This window comes from Kineococcus arenarius subsp. arenarius (assembly GCF_050871845.1).
In the GTDB taxonomy this organism is placed as follows: Bacteria; Actinomycetota; Actinomycetes; order Actinomycetales; family Kineococcaceae; genus Kineococcus.
The window spans coordinates 1-16,382 of record NZ_JBJLSE010000043.1; the positions used below are offsets into that span (position 1 = coordinate 1).

Consider the following 16,382-nt stretch of genomic DNA (forward strand, 5'->3'; position numbering starts at 1 on the left):
ATGGCGGGGGCGGGGGGGGGGGGGGGGGGGGGGGGGGGGGGGGGTGGGTGGGGGGGGGGGGCGCGGCCGCGGGCCCCGGGGGGGGGGGGGGCCCCCCCCCCCCACGCCGACAGCAGCGGGGCGTGGGGGTCGACGCCGACGCACAGCGGACCGTGCTCGGCGACGGCGGCGGCCAGGCGTGCCCCGAACCGCTCCCCCGCCCCCCTCACGCGCGGAACCCGTCCCAGGCGGCGGCCAGGGCCGCCGTGTGCTCCTGCAGCGATGCGACGGAGGTTCCGTGCCCGGCCCGCAGCGCCTCGATGGCCTGCACCGCCGCGGACAGCTCCTGCACGGTGGTGATGATCGGGGCGCCGACCGCCGTGGAGGCCGCGCGGATCTCGTACCCGTCGGCGCGGGCCTGGTTCCCCGACGGGGTGTTGACGACCATCGCGACCTGCCCGGCGGCGATCTGCCCGACGATCGTCAGCTCGCCGTGCTCCCCGGTGCCCTCCGAGCGCTTGCGCACGACGGTGGAGGCGATGCCGTTGCGGCGCAGCACCGCGGCGGTGCCCTCGGTGGCCAGCAGGTCGAAACCGAGGTCGGCCAGGCGCTTGACGGGGAAGATCATGGCCCGCTTGTCGCGGTCGGCGACGGAGATGAACACCGTGCCGGTGGTGGGCAGCCCGCCGTAGGCGGCCGTCTGGGCCTTGCCGAACGCGGTCGGGAAGTCCGCGTCGATCCCCATGACCTCGCCGGTGGAACGCATCTCCGGGCCCAGCAGGGTGTCCACGACCTGCCCGTCGGCGGTGCGGAACCGCGCGAAGGGCAGCACGGCCTCCTTCACGGAGACCGGCGACTCGGGCGGCAGCACGCCGCCGTCGCCGCGGGCGGGCAGCAGGCCCTCGGCGCGCAGCTCGCGGATCGGGGTGCCGGCCATCAGGCGGGCGGCGGCCTTGGCCAGCGGCACACCGGTGGCCTTGGAGACGAACGGCACGGTCCGCGAGGCCCTCGGGTTGGCCTCGAGCACGTACAGCACCCCGGCGGCCAGGGCGAACTGGACGTTGAGCAGTCCCCGCACGCCCACGCCGCGCGCGATGGCCTCGGTGGCGCGGCGCACCCGCTCCAGCTCGGCGCCGCCCAGGGTGGGCGGCGGGATGACGCACGCGGAGTCGCCGGAGTGGATGCCGGCCTCCTCGATGTGCTCCATGATCCCGCCGAGGTACATCTCCTCGCCGTCGAAGAGGGCGTCGACGTCGATCTCGACGGCGTCGTCGAGGAAGCGGTCCACGAGCACGGGCCGCTCGGGCGAGACCTCGGTCGCGGTGGCCATGTACTCCTCCAGCGACGCCTCGTCGTAGACGATCTGCATGCCGCGCCCGCCGAGGACGTAGCTGGGGCGCACCAGCACCGGGTAGCCGATGCCGGCGGCGATCTCCTTGGCCCGGGCGAACGAGGACGCGGTGCCGTGCTTGGGCGCCAGCAGGCCCGCCTGCTCCAGCACCCGCCCGAACGCGCCGCGCTCCTCGGCGAGGTCGATGGCGGCCGGGGAGGTGCCGATGATCGGGACGCCGGCCTCCTCCAGCTTCGCCGCCAGGCCCAGCGGGGTCTGCCCGCCGAGCTGCACGATGACGCCGGCGACGGGGCCGCAGCGCGTCTCGGCGTGCACGACCTCCAGCACGTCCTCCAGGGTCAGCGGTTCGAAGTACAGCCGGTCGGAGGTGTCGTAGTCGGTGGAGACCGTCTCGGGGTTGCAGTTGACCATGACGGTCTCGAACCCGGCGTCGCGCAGCGCGAAGCTGGCGTGCACGCAGGAGTAGTCGAACTCCACGCCCTGACCGATGCGGTTCGGGCCGGAGCCGAGGATGACGATCGCCGGCTTCTCGCGGGGGCGGGTCTCGTCCTCCTCGTCGTAGCTGGAGTAGTGGTACGGCGTGGTGGCGGCGAACTCCGCGGCGCAGGTGTCGACGGTCTTGTAGACGGGGCGCACGCCCAGCGCGTGCCGCACGCCGCGCACGACGGCCTCGTCCATGTGGCGCAGCTCGCCGATCTGGGCGTCGGAGAACCCGTGCCGCTTGGCGTGCCGCAGCAGCTCGGCGGTCAGCTCGTCGGCCTCGCGGACCTCCACGGCGATCTCGTCGAGCAGGAACAGCTGGTCCAGGAACCACGGGTCGATCCTGGTGGCCTCGAACAGCTCCGCGGGGGTGGCGCCGGCGCGGATGGCCCGCATGACCAGGCCGATGCGCTCGTCGGTGGGCTGGCGCACCCGCTGCAGCAGCTCGCGCAGGTCGCCCGGGTCACCGGCCCAGCTGAAGGCGGCTCCGCGCTTCTCGGTGCTGCGCAGGGCCTTCTGCAGCGCCTCGGTGAAGTTGCGGCCCAGGGCCATGGCCTCGCCGACGCTCTTCATGGTGGTCGTCAGCGTCGGGTCGGCCGCGGGGAACTTCTCGAACGCGAACCGCGGCACCTTGACCACGACGTAGTCCAGGGTCGGCTCGAAGCTGGCCGGGGTGGACTCGGTGATGTCGTTGGGGATCTCGTCGAGGGTGTACCCGACGGCCAGCCTGGCGGCGATCTTGGCGATGGGGAACCCGGTCGCCTTGGACGCCAGGGCGGACGAGCGCGACACGCGCGGGTTCATCTCGATGACGATGATGCGGCCGTCGGCGGGGTTGACGGCGAACTGGATGTTGCAGCCGCCGGTGTCCACGCCGACCTCGCGGATGACGGCGATGCCGATGTCGCGCATGCGCTGGTACTCGCGGTCGGTCAGCGTCATGGCCGGGGCGACGGTGATGGAGTCGCCGGTGTGCACGCCCATGGGGTCGAAGTTCTCGATGGAGCAGACGACCACGACGTTGTCGGCGCGGTCGCGCATGAGCTCCAGCTCGTACTCCTTCCAGCCGAGGATCGACTCCTCCAGGAGCACCTCGGTCACCGGGGAGTGGTGCAGGCCCTGCCCGGCGATGCGGCGCAGGTCGGCCTCGTCGTAGGCGAAGCCGGAACCCAGGCCGCCCATGGTGAAGCTGGGGCGCACCACGACGGGGTAGCCGAGGTCCTCGGCGGCGGCGAGGACCTCGTCCATGGAGTGGCACAGGTGGCTGCGGGCGGACTCGGCGCCGCAGCGCTCCACGACGCCCTTGAACAGCAGGCGGTCCTCGCCGAGCTTGATGGCGTCGACGTCGGCGCCGATGAGCTCGACACCGTGCCTGTCCAGCGCCCCGGACTCGAACAGCGCGATGGCGGTGTTCAGCGCGGTCTGCCCGCCCAGGGTCGCCAGCAGGGCGTCGGGCTTCTCCTTGGCGATGATGGCCTCGACGACGGCGGGGGTGATGGGCTCGACGTAGGTGGCGTCGGCCATCTCCGGGTCCGTCATGATCGTCGCGGGGTTGGAGTTCACCAGGACCACCCGCAGGCCCTCGGCCTTGAGCACCCGGCACGCCTGGGTGCCGGAGTAGTCGAACTCGGCGGCCTGGCCGATGACGATCGGGCCGGAACCGATGACGAGGACCGAGGAGATGTCGGTGCGGCGGGGCATCAGGCGTCCTTCTCGGTGGTGTTCTCGGTGGTGTCCGCCACGCCCGTGTCGTCCACGAGCTGCGCGGCGGGGGTGCCCTGCATCAGGGCGAGGAACCGGTCGAACAGGTAGGAGGCGTCGTGCGGGCCGGCCGCCGCCTCGGGGTGGTACTGCACGCTGAAGGCCGGGGCGTCCAGGCAGCGCAGCCCCTCCACGACGCCGTCGTTGAGGCCGACGTGGCTGACCTCGGCGCGCCCGTACGGGGTCTCGCGCACCTCGCCGGCCGTGCCGTCGACGGCGAAGCCGTGGTTGTGGGCGGTGACCTCGACCTTGCGGGTGGCCAGGTCCATGACGGGCTGGTTGATGCCGCGGTGGCCGTACTTGAGCTTGTAGGTGCCGTAGCCGAGGGCGCGGCCGAGGAGCTGGTTGCCGTAGCAGATCCCGAAGAAGGGGATGCGCCGCTCCAGGACGCCGCGCAGGACCTCGATCTCGTGAGTGGCGGCGGCGGGGTCGCCGGGGCCGTTGGAGAAGAACACCCCGTCGGGGGCGGTGCCGTCCGGGCCGGAGGTGAGCACCTGCTCCAGCGAGGCGGTGGAGGGCAGCACGGTGACCTCCACGCCGCGCTCGGCCAGGCGCTGCGGCGTCATGGACTTGATGCCCAGGTCCACCGCGGCGACCGTGAAGCGCCGCTCGCCGACGGCGGGCACCGTGTACGGCTCGGGGGTGCTGACCAGCGAGGCGAGGTCCGTGCCGGTCATCTCCGGGGCGCTGCGCACGGCCTGCAGCAGCTCGGCGGCGGGGCGCTCGGCGGCCTCGCCGGAGAAGACGCCGACCTTCATGGCCCCGCGCTCGCGCAGGTGCCGGGTCAGGGCGCGGGTGTCCACGCCGCTGATGCCCACCACGCCCTGCGCGTCCAGCTCGGCGTCCAGGGTGCGCTGCGAGCGCCAGTTCGACGGCACGCGGGCGGGGTCGCGCACGACGTACCCGGCGACCCAGATGCGCGCGGACTCCTCGTCCTCGTCGTTGTACCCGGTGTTGCCCACGTGCGGGGCCGTCATGACGACGACCTGGCGGTGGTAGCTGGGGTCGGTGAGGGTCTCCTGGTACCCGGTCATGCCGGTGGAGAACACGGCCTCGCCCACGGTCTCGCCGACGCGCCCGTACGCCTGGCCGCGGAAGCTGCGGCCGTCCTCCAGCACCAGGACCGCCGGGACCCGACCGCCCCGCACCTGCGTGGTCGCCTCGCTCACTGCGCACCTCCGTCGTTCGTCTCCCGGCGCGTCCTGCGCACCAGGTCCTCCACCTGCTCGGCGAACCTCGCCCCCTCGGCCGCGTGGCGCGGCTTGACGCCGGTGTCGACCACGCGGTCGCCCAGCCGCCAGCGCAGCACCACCAGGCCGTCGGCGCGGCCCACCCACTTGCCGACCATGCCGGGCCCGTGCCCGACGCCGACGATGTCCCGCGCCGGCACCACGAAGGAGCGGGCGCCCTGGCGCAGGAACCCCACGCCCTCGTCGACGAACCCGAGCGCGACGGCGCTGCGGGTGCCCAGGCCGTGGGCGGCGATGCGGTCCAGGGAGTTCTCCGCGTCGGTGGTGGACACGTAGACGCCCTCGATCGCGTCGCGCAGACCCTGCCAGTCCTTGGAGCCGATCGGGCGCGGCAGGCTCTTCTGCCGCAGCGCCCGGCCGCGGTAGCCGGTGAACATCATCCGCCACAGCAGCAGCAGGGCCACGATCAGGACGAGGGTCCCGATGAACTTCACGGTCGCGCCTCCTCGGCGTCGCGCGGGACGAGCTGCCCGTCCAGGACGGTGGGGCGCCCGCGCAGGAACGTCGCGACCACCCGGCCGGGCAGCTCCAGGCCCCGGAAGGGCGAGTTGCGCCCGGCGGTGGCCATCGCGGCGGGGTCGACCGTCCAGCGGGCGGCGGGGTCGAGCAGGACGAGGTTCGCGGCGCTGCCGGGGGCCAGCGGCTCGCCCTGCCCGGTGAGGTGGCCGATGCGGGCGGGGGCGAACGCCGTGCGGTCGGCGAGCTCGGCCCAGGTGAGCAGGCCGGTGTCGACCATCGCGTGCTGCACGACCGACAGGGCGGTCTCCAGGCCCGTCATGCCCATGGCGGCGGCGGCCCACTCGCAGTCCTTGGCCTCCACGGGGTGGGGGGCGTGGTCGGTGGCGACGACGTCGATGGTGCCGTCGGCCAGGCCCTCGCGCACGGCCTCCACGTCGGCCTGCGTGCGCAGCGGCGGGTTCACCTTGTAGACGGGGTCGTAGCCGCGCACCAGCTCGTCGGTGAGCAGCAGGTGGTGCGGGGTGACCTCGGCGGTGACCCGCACGCCGCGCGCCTTGGCCCAGCGCACGATCTCCACGGAGCCGGCGGTGGACAGGTGGCACACGTGCAGGCGGGAACCGACGTGGTCGGCGAGCAGGACGTCGCGGGCGATGATCGCCTCCTCGGCGACGCTGGGCCAGCCGCGCAGGCCCAGCACGGAGGAGACGACGCCCTCGTTCATCTGCGCGCCCTCGGTCAGGCGCGGTTCCTGGGCGTGCTGGGCGATGACCCCGTCGAAGGCGCGCACGTACTCCAGGGCGCGGCGCATCAGGACGGCGTCGGCGACGCAGTGCCCGTCGTCGGAGAAGACGCGCACGGCCGCGGCGGAGTCGGCCATGGCGCCCAGCTCGGCGAGCTGCTGCCCGGCCAGGCCGGTGGTGACGGCGCCCACGGGCTGCACCTGCGCCCAGCCGGCCTGCTCGCCCAGGCGCTGGACCTGCTCCACGACGCCGGCGGTGTCGGCGACGGGGAAGGTGTTGGCCATGGCGAACACGGCGGTGTAGCCGCCGCGGGCGGCTGCGCGGGTGCCGGAGGCGACGGTCTCGGCGTCCTCGCGGCCCGGTTCGCGCAGGTGGGTGTGCAGGTCCACCAGGCCGGGCAGGGCGATCAGGCCGGTGGCGTCGACGACGTCGGCGCCCTCGGGGGCGGTCAGGCCGGTGCCGACCTCGGCGATGGTGCCGTCGCGCAGCAGCAGGTCGGTGGGCTCGCCGCCGAGGGGGCGCGCGCCGGTGACCAGGGTGGTGCTCACGAGTCGCCTCCGGGGGTCCGGCCGGCCGGCGTCTCGCCGGCCAGCAGCAGGTAGAGCACGGCCATGCGGACGGCGACGCCGTTGCCGACCTGCTCCACGATGGTGGAGCGGGGGCTGTCGGCGGCGTCGGCGGAGATCTCCAGGCCGCGGTTCATCGGCCCCGGGTGCATGACGACGGCGTGCTCGGGCAGCAGGGCCGCGCGGCGGCGGTCCAGGCCGTAGCGGCGGCTGTACTCGCGCGCGGAGGGGAAGAAGCCGCCGCCGGTGGTGGTCATGCGCTCGGCCTGCACGCGCAGCATCATCACCGCGTCCGGCGCGCCGGTGCGCAGCGCGTCGTCGAGGTGGTGGGAGACCTCGCAGGGCCAGGCGTCCACGCCGACGGGCAGCAGGGTGGGCGGTGCCACGAGCGTGACGTGCGCGCCCAGGGTGTGCAGCAGCAGGACGTTGGAGCGGGCGACCCGCGAGTGCAGGACGTCGCCGACGATCGTCACGCGCACCCCGCGCAGGTCCTCGCCCACCCCGTGCCCGCCGGGGCCGGGGCGCAGGTGCCGGCGCACGGTGTAGGCGTCCAGCAGGGCCTGGGTGGGGTGCTCGTGGGTGCCGTCGCCGGCGTTGACCACGGCGCTGCGCGACCAGCCGGCGTGCGCCAGGCGGTGCGGGGCGCCGGAGGCGGGGTGGCGCACCACGACGGCGTCGGCGCCCATGGCCTCCAGCGTCAGGGCGGTGTCCTTCAGGGACTCGCCCTTGGAGACGCTGGAGCCCTTGGCGGAGAAGTTGATGACGTCCGCGGACAGGCGCTTGGCGGCGGCCTCGAAGGAGGTGCGGGTGCGGGTGGAGTCCTCGAAGAAGAGGTTGACCACGGTGCGCCCGCGCAGCGTGGGCAGCTTCTTGATCTCGCGGCGCTGGGTGGCGGCCATCTGCTCGGCGACGTCGAGCACGCGCACGGCGCCGTCGCGGTCCAGGTCCGCGGCGGAGAGCAGGTGGGGGATCACTGCGCGCCCTCCCCGCTCGAGGGGGCCGGGGCGCTGATCTCGACGGCGTCGCGGCCGTCGGTCTCGGTGAGCAGGACGCTGACGCGCTCGGCGGAGGAGGTGGGCAGGTTCTTGCCGACGTGGTCGGCGCGGATGGGCAGCTCGCGGTGGCCGCGGTCGACCAGGACGGCCAGGCGCACGGCGCGGGGGCGACCCAGGTCGGACAGGGCGTCGAGGGCGGCGCGGATGGTGCGCCCGGAGAAGAGGACGTCGTCGACGAGGACGACGACGCGGTCGTCGACGCCGCCGGCGGGCAGTTCGGTGGGCAGCAGCTCGCGGGTGGGGTGGCGGCGCAGGTCGTCGCGGTACATCGTGACGTCCAGGGAGCCGACGGGCACGCGGGCGCCCTCGACCTCGGCGATGCGCTCGGCCAGGCGCTGGGCCAGCGGGACCCCGCGCCGGGGGATGCCCAGCAGGACGAGGTCGTCGGGGCCCTTGTTGGCCTCGAGCAGTTCGTGGGCGATGCGCGTCAGCGCCCGCTGGAGGTCCGCTCCTTCGAGCAGGACGCGCCGGGCAGCAGTCACCACCGACCTCCTTCCCCGCCTCACCGGACGGATCCTTAAAGGACGTCTGTCACGGCCCCGCACAGCGGGCCGCGGTCCCCGCCACCCTACAGGGGGCGCACCGGGGTCCCCGCGGGGCCGTCGGCACTGTCGTTGTGAGATCAAGCGCTCACATGGAGTAACAGCGGTGGTGCCGAGAGGGTGGAAATCCCCTGATGAGCGGCGGATCGCGGTGGGTCAGCTTGACGAAGGTGTTCACGCTCCGTGAGCATTCTCGTATGGCATCGGACTACTCCCGCGCACTCGGATCGCGCCTCCGCGCGATCCGTACCCAACAGGGGCTGTCCCTGCACGGCGTCGAAGAGAAGTCCGAGGGACGGTGGAAGGCCGTGGTCGTCGGCTCCTACGAGCGCGGCGACCGTGCGGTGACCGTCCAGCGGCTCGCCGAGCTCGCGGACTTCTACGGGGTCCCGGTCTCGGCCCTCCTCCCCGAAGGCGCCCCGCAGGGCAGCACCGAGCCGCCCGCGCGGCTCGTGCTCGACCTCGAGCGGCTCCAGGAGGTGCCCGCCGAGAAGGCCGGGCCCCTCGACCGCTACGCGAAGACCATCCAGTCCCAGCGCGGCGACTACAACGGCCGGGTGCTGAGCATCCGCGCCGACGACCTGCGCACCCTGGCCGTCATCTACGACGTGCCGGCCACGACCCTGTGCGACGAGTTCATCGCCTGGGGGGTGCTCAACCCGGACGCCCGCCGCGCCGTCGAGCACGGCTGAGCGGGCTCCTGCGCACGCACGACGGCCCGGTCACCCCGCGAGGGGTGGCCGGGCCGTCGTGCGTGCGGGGAGGAGCGCCTCGTGGTCGACATCCATGTAGACGAAAAGTAGACTCCCCGCTCGTGGCAGAGGCGACGAGCACGACCATCAGGGTGCAGAAGGCGACGAGAGACCTCTTGCGGGAGACCGCCGAGCGGGAGCACCTCACGTTCGACTCCCTCATCAGGGAGGCGCTGGAGGCGCACCGCTGGCGGCTCCTGCGCGAACGGGCAGCCCGCGAGGCGGCGGAGCTCCGGGCCGATCCCGCCGAGCGCCTCCTGGCGCAGGAGGTCGAGGCGGACCTGCGGGACCTCAGTGCGTGGTGACGTGTACCGCGTGGACCTCACCGACGCGCGAGGCCACGAGCAGCGCGGACGGCGGTACGTGGTGATCGTCCAGAGCGACGACCTCTACGTCAGCACGTGGCTGGCGGTTCCGACGACCACGTCCGAGGGTCCTCAGGAGAAGCTGTTCCGCCCCACGCTGCAGCTGATGGGCCGCGAGACGAGGGCGCTGTGCGAGTTCGTCCGCCCGATCAACCCCGAGCGACTGGGCGAGTTCGTCGGCCGCGTCAGCGCCGACGAGCTGCGACGGATCGACGAAGGGCTGCGCCTGGTCCTCGACCTCTGACGCGCCATGAGCTCCGGCGCGTCCGGAGCGGCAGCGGAGCGCGCCGGCGCACCCGGTCAGGGTGCGCCGGCGGCGGGACCGCTCAGGCGGTGAGGGTCTCCTTCAGCTCCGCGATGCGCGCGAGGAGGCCGTTGACGAACTTCGGCGACTCGTCGGTGGACAGCTCCTGGCTGATCTCCACGGCCTCGCTGATGGCGACGTGGTCGGGCACGTCGTCGGCGTGCAGGACCTCCCACACCCCGATGCGCAGGACGGCGCGGTCCACCGCGGGCATGCGGTCGACCGTCCAGCCCATCGAGTAGGTGGAGAGCACCTCGTCGATGCGGGTCAGCTCGGCGACCACGCCCTCGACGAGCGTGACGGCGTACTCCCCCACCGGCGGGTCCGCCCGCAGGATCTTGTCCTTGAGCACGGCCAGCGGGTCCAGGCGGCGCTGGTCGGCCTCGAAGAGGACCTCCAGGGCGCGTCGGCGGGCCTTGCGGCGGGCCGCCACGTCAGTTCACGCGGCCGAGGTAGTCCCCGGTGCGGGTGTCGACCTTGACCTTGGTGCCCTGCTCCAGGAACAGCGGCACCTGGATCTCCGCGCCGGTCTCCACGGTGGCGGGCTTGGTGCCGCCGGTGGAGCGGTCGCCCTGCAGGCCGGGCTCGGTGTAGGTGATCTCCAGCACCACGGAGGTGGGCAGCTCGACGTACAGCGGGGTGCCCTCGTGGGTGGCGACGATCACCTCCTGGCTCTCCAGCATGTAGTTCGCCGCGTCGCCCACCGTGGCGCCCGAGACGTTGATCTGGTCGTACGTCGAGGAGTCCATGAACACGAAGTCCTCGCCGTCGCGGTACAGGTACTGCATGTCCCGCTTGTCCACGGTCGCGGTCTCGACCTTGGCACCGGCGTTGAAGGTGCGGTCGACGACCTTGCCGGACAGGACGTTCTTCAGCTTCGTCCGCACGAAGGCGCCGCCCTTGCCGGGCTTGACGTGCTGGAACTCGACCACCGACCAGAGGTTGCCGTCGAGGTTCAGCACGGTGCCGTTCTTCAGGTCGTTCGTCGATGCCACGTCGTCTCTCAGTCCGTCTCGTCGTCCGCGCGTCCCGCGGACCGGGACCGGGCGCGGGGGTGGTGACGCCATCGTACCGAGGCGGGCGAGCTCCCCGCTCCGGTCGCACCCCCTCGCACGTCGCGGGCGCCCACCTCGCACGGACGGGTGCGGACCGGGCGGGTGAGCCGGCTGGAGGCGGGCGCCCGGGGTGCCGAAGGAGCCCTTCGTGACCGCGTCCTCCCCCGGTGGTGACCCGCGCTTCAGCGTCCGCCCCGGCTCCCTCGACCCTGACGCCGACTTCTACGCCACGCCGCGGCGCGGCGCGGTGCCCGGCCCGGCGGGCGCCGGTGCGCCCGCGTCGCCGTTCGGCGCGCCCGTTTCGCCGTTCGGCGCTCCCGCGGCGCGCGGCACCGCAGGCGCCCAGGCGCCTGCGGCCCCCCTGCCCGGCCGGACCCCCCTGCCCACCTGGGGCAAGGTCCTCATCGGCCTCGGCTGCGTCCTGGGAGGGCTGTCCACCGCGGGCGTGGTGGCCTCGGTGGCGGTCCCCGTCTTCTTGAACGGGCGAGTCCAGGCCGCCGACGAGCGGGTGCAGGCGGACCTGCGCGCGGTGGCCGGGGCGCAGGAGGCGTTCTGGAACGCCCACGGCACCTACGCGCCCGACCCGGCCGCCCTGGGCGTGGTGGAGCCGGTCAGCGACGTGGCGGTGCTGTTCGCCGACGCCGGCGGGTACTGCCTGGGCGGGCGCGACCCCGCAGGGCGCGGCAGCGTGTGGTACGTCTCCTCGGTGTCGGCGGTGCCGTCGACGACCCCGTGCGCTTGAGCGTCAGTCCCTGCTGATCTGCGCGTAGGCGGCCTGCAGCATCGCCGGGTCCGGCCCTTCCAGCCGGGAGGGCCGGCCGATGCCGTCCAGGACGACGAAGCGCAGCAGCGCCCCGCGGGACTTCTTGTCGCGCTTCATGGCCTCCAGCAGCTGCGGCCAGCGGTCCCCCCGGTAGGTGACGGGCAGCCCCAGGGAGCTGAGCACCGTGCGGTGCCGCTCGGCGTCGGCGTCGGAGAGCCGGCCGGCCATGCGGGCCAGCTCCGCGACGTACACCAGGCCCACGCTGACCGCTGCGCCGTGGCGCCACTCGTAGCGCTCCACGAGCTCCACGGCGTGGGCGAAGGTGTGCCCGTAGTTGAGGACCTCCCGCAGGTCGGACTCCTTGAGGTCCTGCCCGACCACGCGCGCCTTGACCCGGATCGCGCGCTCGACCAGCTCCGCCAGCACCGGCGAGCGCGGGTCGGTGGCCGCCTCCACGTCGGCCTCGACGAGCTCCAGGATGCGCGGGTCGGCGATGAAGCCGCACTTGACGACCTCTGCCATGCCGGCGCGCAGGTCGTGCGCCGGCAGCGTGTCCAGGGCGTCCAGGTCGCACAGCACCCCGGCCGGCGGGTGGAAGGAGCCGACGAGGTTCTTGCCCTCGGCGGTGTTGATGCCCGTCTTGCCGCCCACGGCGGCGTCCACCATCGCCAGCAGCGTCGTGGGCAGGTGCACCACCCGCACCCCGCGCAGCCAGGTCGCGGCCACGAACCCGGCCAGGTCGGTGACCGCTCCCCCGCCGACGCCGACGACGGCGTCGGAGCGGGTGAAGCCGGACTGGCCCAGCACCGTCCAGCAGAACGCCGCGACCTGGGCGTTCTTGGCCTCCTCGCCGTCGGGCACCTCCGCCAGGACCGCCTCCAGGCCCTGGGCGGTCAGGTCGTCGCGCACCGCCTCGCCGGTGGCGCGCAGCGCCCGCGGGTGCACGACGAGGACCTTGGCGACCCTCTCGCCGAGCAGGCCGCGAAGCTCCCCCAGCAGGCCGCGGCCCACCAGGACGTCGTAGGGGGCGTCGCCCGGGACGGTGATCCTGGTCGGCTGGGTGGGCTCGGTCATCGGTCCTCCGGGTCTGGCGCGGTGCGGTGCTGCTCGGCGTGCTGCTCGATCAGCGCCAGGACGTCGCGGGCGACCTGCTCGGCCGTCCGCCCGTCCGTCGGCACCGCGACGGTAGCGACCTCGTCGTACAGCAGCTGACGGGCGGCGTGCAGGGCGGGCAGGTCGGGACGCTGCAGGACCGGGCGGCTCGTGTCGCCGGCGGTGCGCGCGCGGGTCTGCTCCAGGCTGACGCGCAGGTGCACGACGGTGTGCGCGCGCAGCCGCTCACGGGTGGCCGCGCGCCCGCAGGCGCCGCCGCCGAGGGAGACGACCGCCTCGGGACCGGCCAGGACGTCGGCGACGGCCCGCTCCTCCAGGTCGCGGAAGCCCTCCTCGCCCAGGGCGGTGAAGGTGGCCGGGATCGGGCGCCCCTCGCGCTGCTCCACGACGTGGTCGGTGTCGGTGAAGGGCAGCGCCAGGCGGGCGGCGAGCAGGCGGCCCACGGTCGTCTTGCCCGCGCCCATGAAGCCGACGAGGACGATCACGGTGGGGCTCCTGCTGCTGGGGACGGGCGGGCGCCGATCATAGGTGCTGCCCGGGACGCGCGCAGGGCCCGCACCCCTCCGGGGTGCGGGCCCTGCGCGTGGTCGGGTGCGGTCAGCGGACCGCTGCGTCGCCGAAGTAGACGATGTGATCGCTCTCCCCGCCGCTCCCGGTGCGGTCGGAGGCGGTCGTGACGAGCTTGAGGTTGTTCACCCCGCGCACGTCGACGTCGATGCTCACCGGCTCGCCCACCGCCACGTCGTAGCTGCCGAGCAGCCGCTCGTCGCCGAACACCTCGACACTGGCGGTCAGGCCCGAGGTGACGCCGTCGGCCACGCCGGCGACCGCGGTGAACCGCGAGTACCCCGAACCGATCGCCCACACCCGGTACTCGGCGTTGCGGATGTCCGTGGTGCTCGTGGGCACGTACGTCGAGAACGCCGCGGCGCGCGGGTAGAACACCCCGTCGAGCGTGGCGTGCGACTGCACGTACGAGGCGTTGCCCTCCGGCTGGGCGAACTCGTCCAGGTACTTCTTCTCCCCGGCGCCGCACGAGGTCCGCTTGGCGGCGACCTCGGAGTACGAGCCGTCACCGCCGACCGCCTGCAACTGCTCCGGCTGCAGGCGCTCGATCTCCAGGTTGACCACCTGCGGAACGCAGAACTGCGGGGTCAGCAGCACGGGCGAGGACCGCCGGCCCGCGGAGGCGCCGGCGGTGATGGCGTCCGGCCACGCGGAGCCGCTGGCGAGCTCCACCCAGCTCGAACCCGCACCGAAGTAGGCCCGGCTGACGGCGACGGAGGTCTCGTGGCGATCGCCACCGGCGACCCGGCGCACCTCCCCGGTGGTGTACTGCGCGAGGTCGGCGGCCACCTGGGCGCTGACCGACTGCTCACCGCCCAGCACGGTGATGCGGGCGGGGTCCAGTCGGTCCAGCTCGGCGCGGACGCTGTCCGGGACACGACCGGGTTCGACCACGAGCACCGGGGAGTCGACGGAGGCCGCCGCCGCGGAACCCGCCAGGGCGTCGGCGTAGTCGGTCCCCGTGGCGATGACGACGTCCGCCACGCCCGGGGCGAACGACGCCGCGGAGAGGTTCGCCGCCGTCTCGTAGCGGTCCGCACCGCCCACGCGGGACAGCTCGGCGCGGGTGTTCTGCCGCAGCCACGTCATCACGTCCGGCCCGACGGCCGACTCGCTGCCCACGACGACGACCTTGCGGTAGTAGCCGATGACGGCGCGCACGTCGTCGGTGAGGCGGTCGCGCGGGGTCAGGAAGATGTTCGCGCCGTAGTGACCCGCCAGCGCGCCGGCGGTCACGCCGTCGGCGAACCCGGCGCCCGTGACGACGTACGCGATGTCGCGGGCCGGGTCCTCCAGGGTCGCCGCGGTGGCGTAGCGGTCCGCGCCGTACGCGCGGTGCGCCGTCACGGGGGTCGGGGCCGCAGCCGCGGACGCCGCCGTCGCCACGGTCGCCAGGCCCACGAGGGCCGCGACCGCGGCGGTGCGCCGGCGGGCGACCGGGTTCTCAGAACGCCACGCCATCGGACTCACCTCCACCGAACTTGCCGAAGTAGACGATGCCGGAACCGTCCTGGAAGTACACGCCGGCGTTGGGGAGGGATTCGTCGTCGGGCTCGGTCCCCAGGAACGTCAGACCGGTGTCACCGACGGATTCTCCCTCGGAGTACAGGGCTCCCTGCTCGCGGTCGACGCGGATCCACACCCGGTCGGCCAGGACGCCGTAGGCCCGGGCACGACCCTGGGGGTGCCCCACGACGGCGTCGGGCAGCAGCACCTTCCCCTCCGGGTCGGAGGTGATGACCCACCCGGTCTGCGCGTCGTTCTCGGCGGTGAAGACGGCCTTCACCGCCGGCACGGAGTCGTCGGACGTCTCCGTGGGGGTGGTCGCCTCGTCCGAGGCGACGAGCCCGCCGTAGCGGATACCGAGCGGGTAGACCAGGTCGCCCCTGGCGATGCGCACGTCTTCGCCGGCGATGCGGAAGGTGCCGAAGGCGGCCGTGCCCGTCACGAACGACACCTGCGGCACCGTCCAACCGGGGGCGGTGGACCTGGTGTCGGACGGGACGGGCGCTGCGGAGGTCGACGTGCTCGATGCGGCGACGGTCGTCGTGCTGGCTGGAACGGTGACCACCGCCTGCACGCCCGTGGAGCCGCCGCCGTTGCTCACCGTGCCGGTGCTCGATGAACCGGTTCCCGCGGTGCTCACCGTGGTGGACGTCGTGCTGGCCGCGGCCTCCACCGCTTCCTCGTCGCTGTCGTCCGGTACGACTCCCACGGTGGCGGCGAACGCGTCGCGGCCGCTGAAGTCGATGGCACCCGCTCTGGCGACCGCCGCTGCAGACCCGGTCACCGAGGGGGTCGAGCTGGCGCCGCTGAGCGCCGCCTCGGCGGCCTCGCCCGACGGCGTGCTGCTCAGCCAGAGGAAGCCGGCGGTGCCGGCGCCGAGCACGGCCACGAGGGCCGCACCCGCCAGGAGCGACTTCACCACGCGGGGGTCGACCTCACGGGTGGGGTTCTCCTCCTCGGCAGCAGGCTCGGGGGCCGGCTCCTGCGCCGCCCCGAACGGGGAACTGTGGAAGCTCATGGTGCCCTCGCTCAGGGGGTCGCGGTCGGGTCGGCGGTCGGGGTGGTACTCGTGGCGGCGCTCGCGGACGCGGTTGCCGACGCGGTGGGCGTGGCGGTGGTCGCGGCGGTGGTCGCGGGCGTGGCACTCGCGGACGGGGACTCCGCGGACGAGGACTCCGCCACCGCGGTGGTGTCGCGCAGCGCGAACACCTTGCCGGTGATGGTCGTGTTCAGGTCGGCGCTCGTGGAGGTGTCGGTGGTTCCGGTGGACAGCTCCACGCTCTCCACGAGGAAGAAGCGGGTGGCGTCGGCCTGCAACTGCTTGAGGTACAGCTCGGTCTGCGCGAACGAGCCCTTCACCTCGATGGAGACCGGGACGTCGACGACCACCAGGTCGCTGGTGGGCGCGTCCGCCGAGGTGTCCCACAGCTCCGCGGTCGACGGGGTGATGCCGTTGAGCACGACGCCCGTGGAGGTCGCGGCAGCGCTCAGCGAACGGATCAGGTCCGGGATCTCACCCTCGGCGGGCAGGCTGGCCGTGATGCGCGCCAGCTCGGCCTGCCGCTCGGGCAGCTGCGCGGCCAGTGCCGCGAGCTGCTCGGTCTTGAGCGCGATCTGCTCGTTCTGCGCTTCGACCTGGTTCGCCTCGGTGGCGAGGTCACCGGCCTGGGCCCGCTGGGGGGCCAGGACGAGGAACCAGCTCGCCACCAGGATCAGCAGGGCGACGGCGGCCGTTCCGGCGGCCCACACCCTGGTCTTGCTCGTGCTCATCGAA

Annotated in this window: 17 protein-coding genes; 4 read left to right on the forward strand and 13 right to left on the reverse strand. The window is 73.8% G+C overall.

Going from position 1 to position 16,382, the window contains the following annotated elements; genetic code table 11:
• Positions 1-205: 205 nt before the first annotated feature.
• Genes carB through pyrR form a run of 6 tightly spaced genes read right to left on the reverse strand, consistent with a single transcriptional unit; the run spans position 206 to position 8,126 of the window.
• The gene (gene carB, locus ACRYM0_RS11870) at positions 206-3,511 is read right to left on the reverse strand and encodes a carbamoyl-phosphate synthase large subunit (protein ID WP_432505295.1); all 3,306 of its coding nucleotides are present in this window, start codon (positions 3,509-3,511) and stop codon (positions 206-208) included.
• Positions 3,511-4,740: a glutamine-hydrolyzing carbamoyl-phosphate synthase small subunit gene (gene carA, locus ACRYM0_RS11875; protein WP_432505297.1), complete on the reverse strand. Its 1,230-nt coding sequence runs from the start codon at positions 4,738-4,740 to the stop codon at positions 3,511-3,513. Before carA ends, carB begins: the two co-directional genes overlap by 1 nt.
• A complete protein-coding gene (locus tag ACRYM0_RS11880) occupies positions 4,737-5,255 on the reverse strand; it encodes a PH-like domain-containing protein (RefSeq protein WP_432505299.1) in 519 nt (172 codons plus the stop codon). Before ACRYM0_RS11880 ends, carA begins: the two co-directional genes overlap by 4 nt.
• Complete coding sequence (locus ACRYM0_RS11885) at positions 5,252-6,568, reverse strand: dihydroorotase (protein WP_432505301.1); 1,317 nt, start codon at positions 6,566-6,568, stop codon at positions 5,252-5,254. The genes ACRYM0_RS11880 and ACRYM0_RS11885 overlap by 4 nt, the downstream gene beginning before the upstream one ends.
• Positions 6,565-7,557: an aspartate carbamoyltransferase catalytic subunit gene (locus tag ACRYM0_RS11890; RefSeq protein WP_432505352.1), complete on the reverse strand. Its 993-nt coding sequence runs from the start codon at positions 7,555-7,557 to the stop codon at positions 6,565-6,567. Before ACRYM0_RS11890 ends, ACRYM0_RS11885 begins: the two co-directional genes overlap by 4 nt.
• A complete protein-coding gene (pyrR, locus tag ACRYM0_RS11895) occupies positions 7,557-8,126 on the reverse strand; it encodes a bifunctional pyr operon transcriptional regulator/uracil phosphoribosyltransferase PyrR (protein WP_432505302.1) in 570 nt (189 codons plus the stop codon). Before pyrR ends, ACRYM0_RS11890 begins: the two co-directional genes overlap by 1 nt.
• 254 nt (positions 8,127-8,380) lie before the next feature.
• On the opposite strand from pyrR, the gene bldD reads away from it, so the two are divergent.
• The 3 genes from bldD (at position 8,381) to ACRYM0_RS11910 (ending at position 9,544) form a co-directional block, all read left to right on the forward strand.
• Positions 8,381-8,875, forward strand: a complete 495-nt coding sequence (gene bldD, locus ACRYM0_RS11900; RefSeq protein ID WP_166609695.1) for a transcriptional regulator BldD — start codon at positions 8,381-8,383, stop codon at positions 8,873-8,875.
• A 122-nt stretch (positions 8,876-8,997) separates the two neighbouring features.
• The gene (locus ACRYM0_RS11905; RefSeq protein ID WP_432505303.1) at positions 8,998-9,240 is read left to right on the forward strand and encodes a hypothetical protein; all 243 of its coding nucleotides are present in this window, start codon (positions 8,998-9,000) and stop codon (positions 9,238-9,240) included.
• 10 nt (positions 9,241-9,250) lie between these two features.
• Positions 9,251-9,544 (forward strand): type II toxin-antitoxin system PemK/MazF family toxin, encoded by a 294-nt coding sequence (locus ACRYM0_RS11910; RefSeq protein ID WP_432505305.1) that lies wholly within the window; start codon positions 9,251-9,253, stop codon positions 9,542-9,544.
• An 82-nt stretch (positions 9,545-9,626) separates the two neighbouring features.
• Here ACRYM0_RS11910 and nusB read toward each other — a convergent pair whose 3' ends face one another.
• Positions 9,627-10,037, reverse strand: coding sequence for a transcription antitermination factor NusB (gene nusB / locus ACRYM0_RS11915; RefSeq protein WP_432505307.1), 411 nt, complete (start codon positions 10,035-10,037; stop codon positions 9,627-9,629).
• 1 nt (position 10,038) lies between these two features.
• Positions 10,039-10,599 (reverse strand): elongation factor P, encoded by a 561-nt coding sequence (gene efp, locus ACRYM0_RS11920; protein ID WP_432505309.1) that lies wholly within the window; start codon positions 10,597-10,599, stop codon positions 10,039-10,041.
• Between the two features lie 208 nt (positions 10,600-10,807).
• Between efp and ACRYM0_RS11925 the strand changes: the two genes are divergently transcribed.
• Positions 10,808-11,401 carry a type IV pilin protein gene (locus ACRYM0_RS11925; protein WP_432505311.1) on the forward strand — a complete coding sequence of 198 codons (594 nt, stop codon included), beginning with the start codon at positions 10,808-10,810 and terminating at the stop codon, positions 11,399-11,401.
• Between the two features lie 3 nt (positions 11,402-11,404).
• Here the strand turns inward: ACRYM0_RS11925 and aroB are convergent, their stop codons facing one another.
• The 5 genes from aroB to ACRYM0_RS11950 form a co-directional block, all read right to left on the reverse strand.
• A complete protein-coding gene (aroB, locus tag ACRYM0_RS11930; RefSeq protein ID WP_432505313.1) occupies positions 11,405-12,496 on the reverse strand; it encodes a 3-dehydroquinate synthase in 1,092 nt (363 codons plus the stop codon).
• Positions 12,493-13,020, reverse strand: a complete 528-nt coding sequence (locus tag ACRYM0_RS11935) for a shikimate kinase (RefSeq protein WP_432505315.1) — start codon at positions 13,018-13,020, stop codon at positions 12,493-12,495. Before ACRYM0_RS11935 ends, aroB begins: the two co-directional genes overlap by 4 nt.
• A gap of 112 nt (positions 13,021-13,132) precedes the next feature.
• Positions 13,133-14,563, reverse strand: coding sequence for a cell wall-binding repeat-containing protein (locus tag ACRYM0_RS11940; protein WP_432505317.1), 1,431 nt, complete (start codon positions 14,561-14,563; stop codon positions 13,133-13,135).
• Positions 14,547-15,626: a hypothetical protein gene (locus ACRYM0_RS11945; RefSeq protein WP_432505319.1), complete on the reverse strand. Its 1,080-nt coding sequence runs from the start codon at positions 15,624-15,626 to the stop codon at positions 14,547-14,549. The genes ACRYM0_RS11940 and ACRYM0_RS11945 overlap by 17 nt, the downstream gene beginning before the upstream one ends.
• Before the next feature lie 11 nt (positions 15,627-15,637).
• Positions 15,638-16,378, reverse strand: coding sequence for a type IV pilus inner membrane component PilO (locus tag ACRYM0_RS11950; RefSeq protein ID WP_432505321.1), 741 nt, complete (start codon positions 16,376-16,378; stop codon positions 15,638-15,640).
• Positions 16,379-16,382: the final 4 nt, after the last annotated feature.

Coding starts and splice junctions, on each gene's coding strand:
- carB (WP_432505295.1), bottom strand. CDS start 3,511: ATGCCCCGCCGCACCGACATCTCCTCGGTCCTCGTCATCGGTTCCGGC.
- bldD (WP_166609695.1), top strand. CDS start 8,381: ATGGCATCGGACTACTCCCGCGCACTCGGATCGCGCCTCCGCGCGATC.
- aroB (WP_432505313.1), bottom strand. CDS start 12,496: ATGACCGAGCCCACCCAGCCGACCAGGATCACCGTCCCGGGCGACGCC.
- ACRYM0_RS11940 (WP_432505317.1), bottom strand. CDS start 14,563: ATGGCGTGGCGTTCTGAGAACCCGGTCGCCCGCCGGCGCACCGCCGCG.
- ACRYM0_RS11945 (WP_432505319.1), bottom strand. CDS start 15,626: ATGAGCTTCCACAGTTCCCCGTTCGGGGCGGCGCAGGAGCCGGCCCCC.
- ACRYM0_RS11950 (WP_432505321.1), bottom strand. CDS start 16,378: ATGAGCACGAGCAAGACCAGGGTGTGGGCCGCCGGAACGGCCGCCGTC.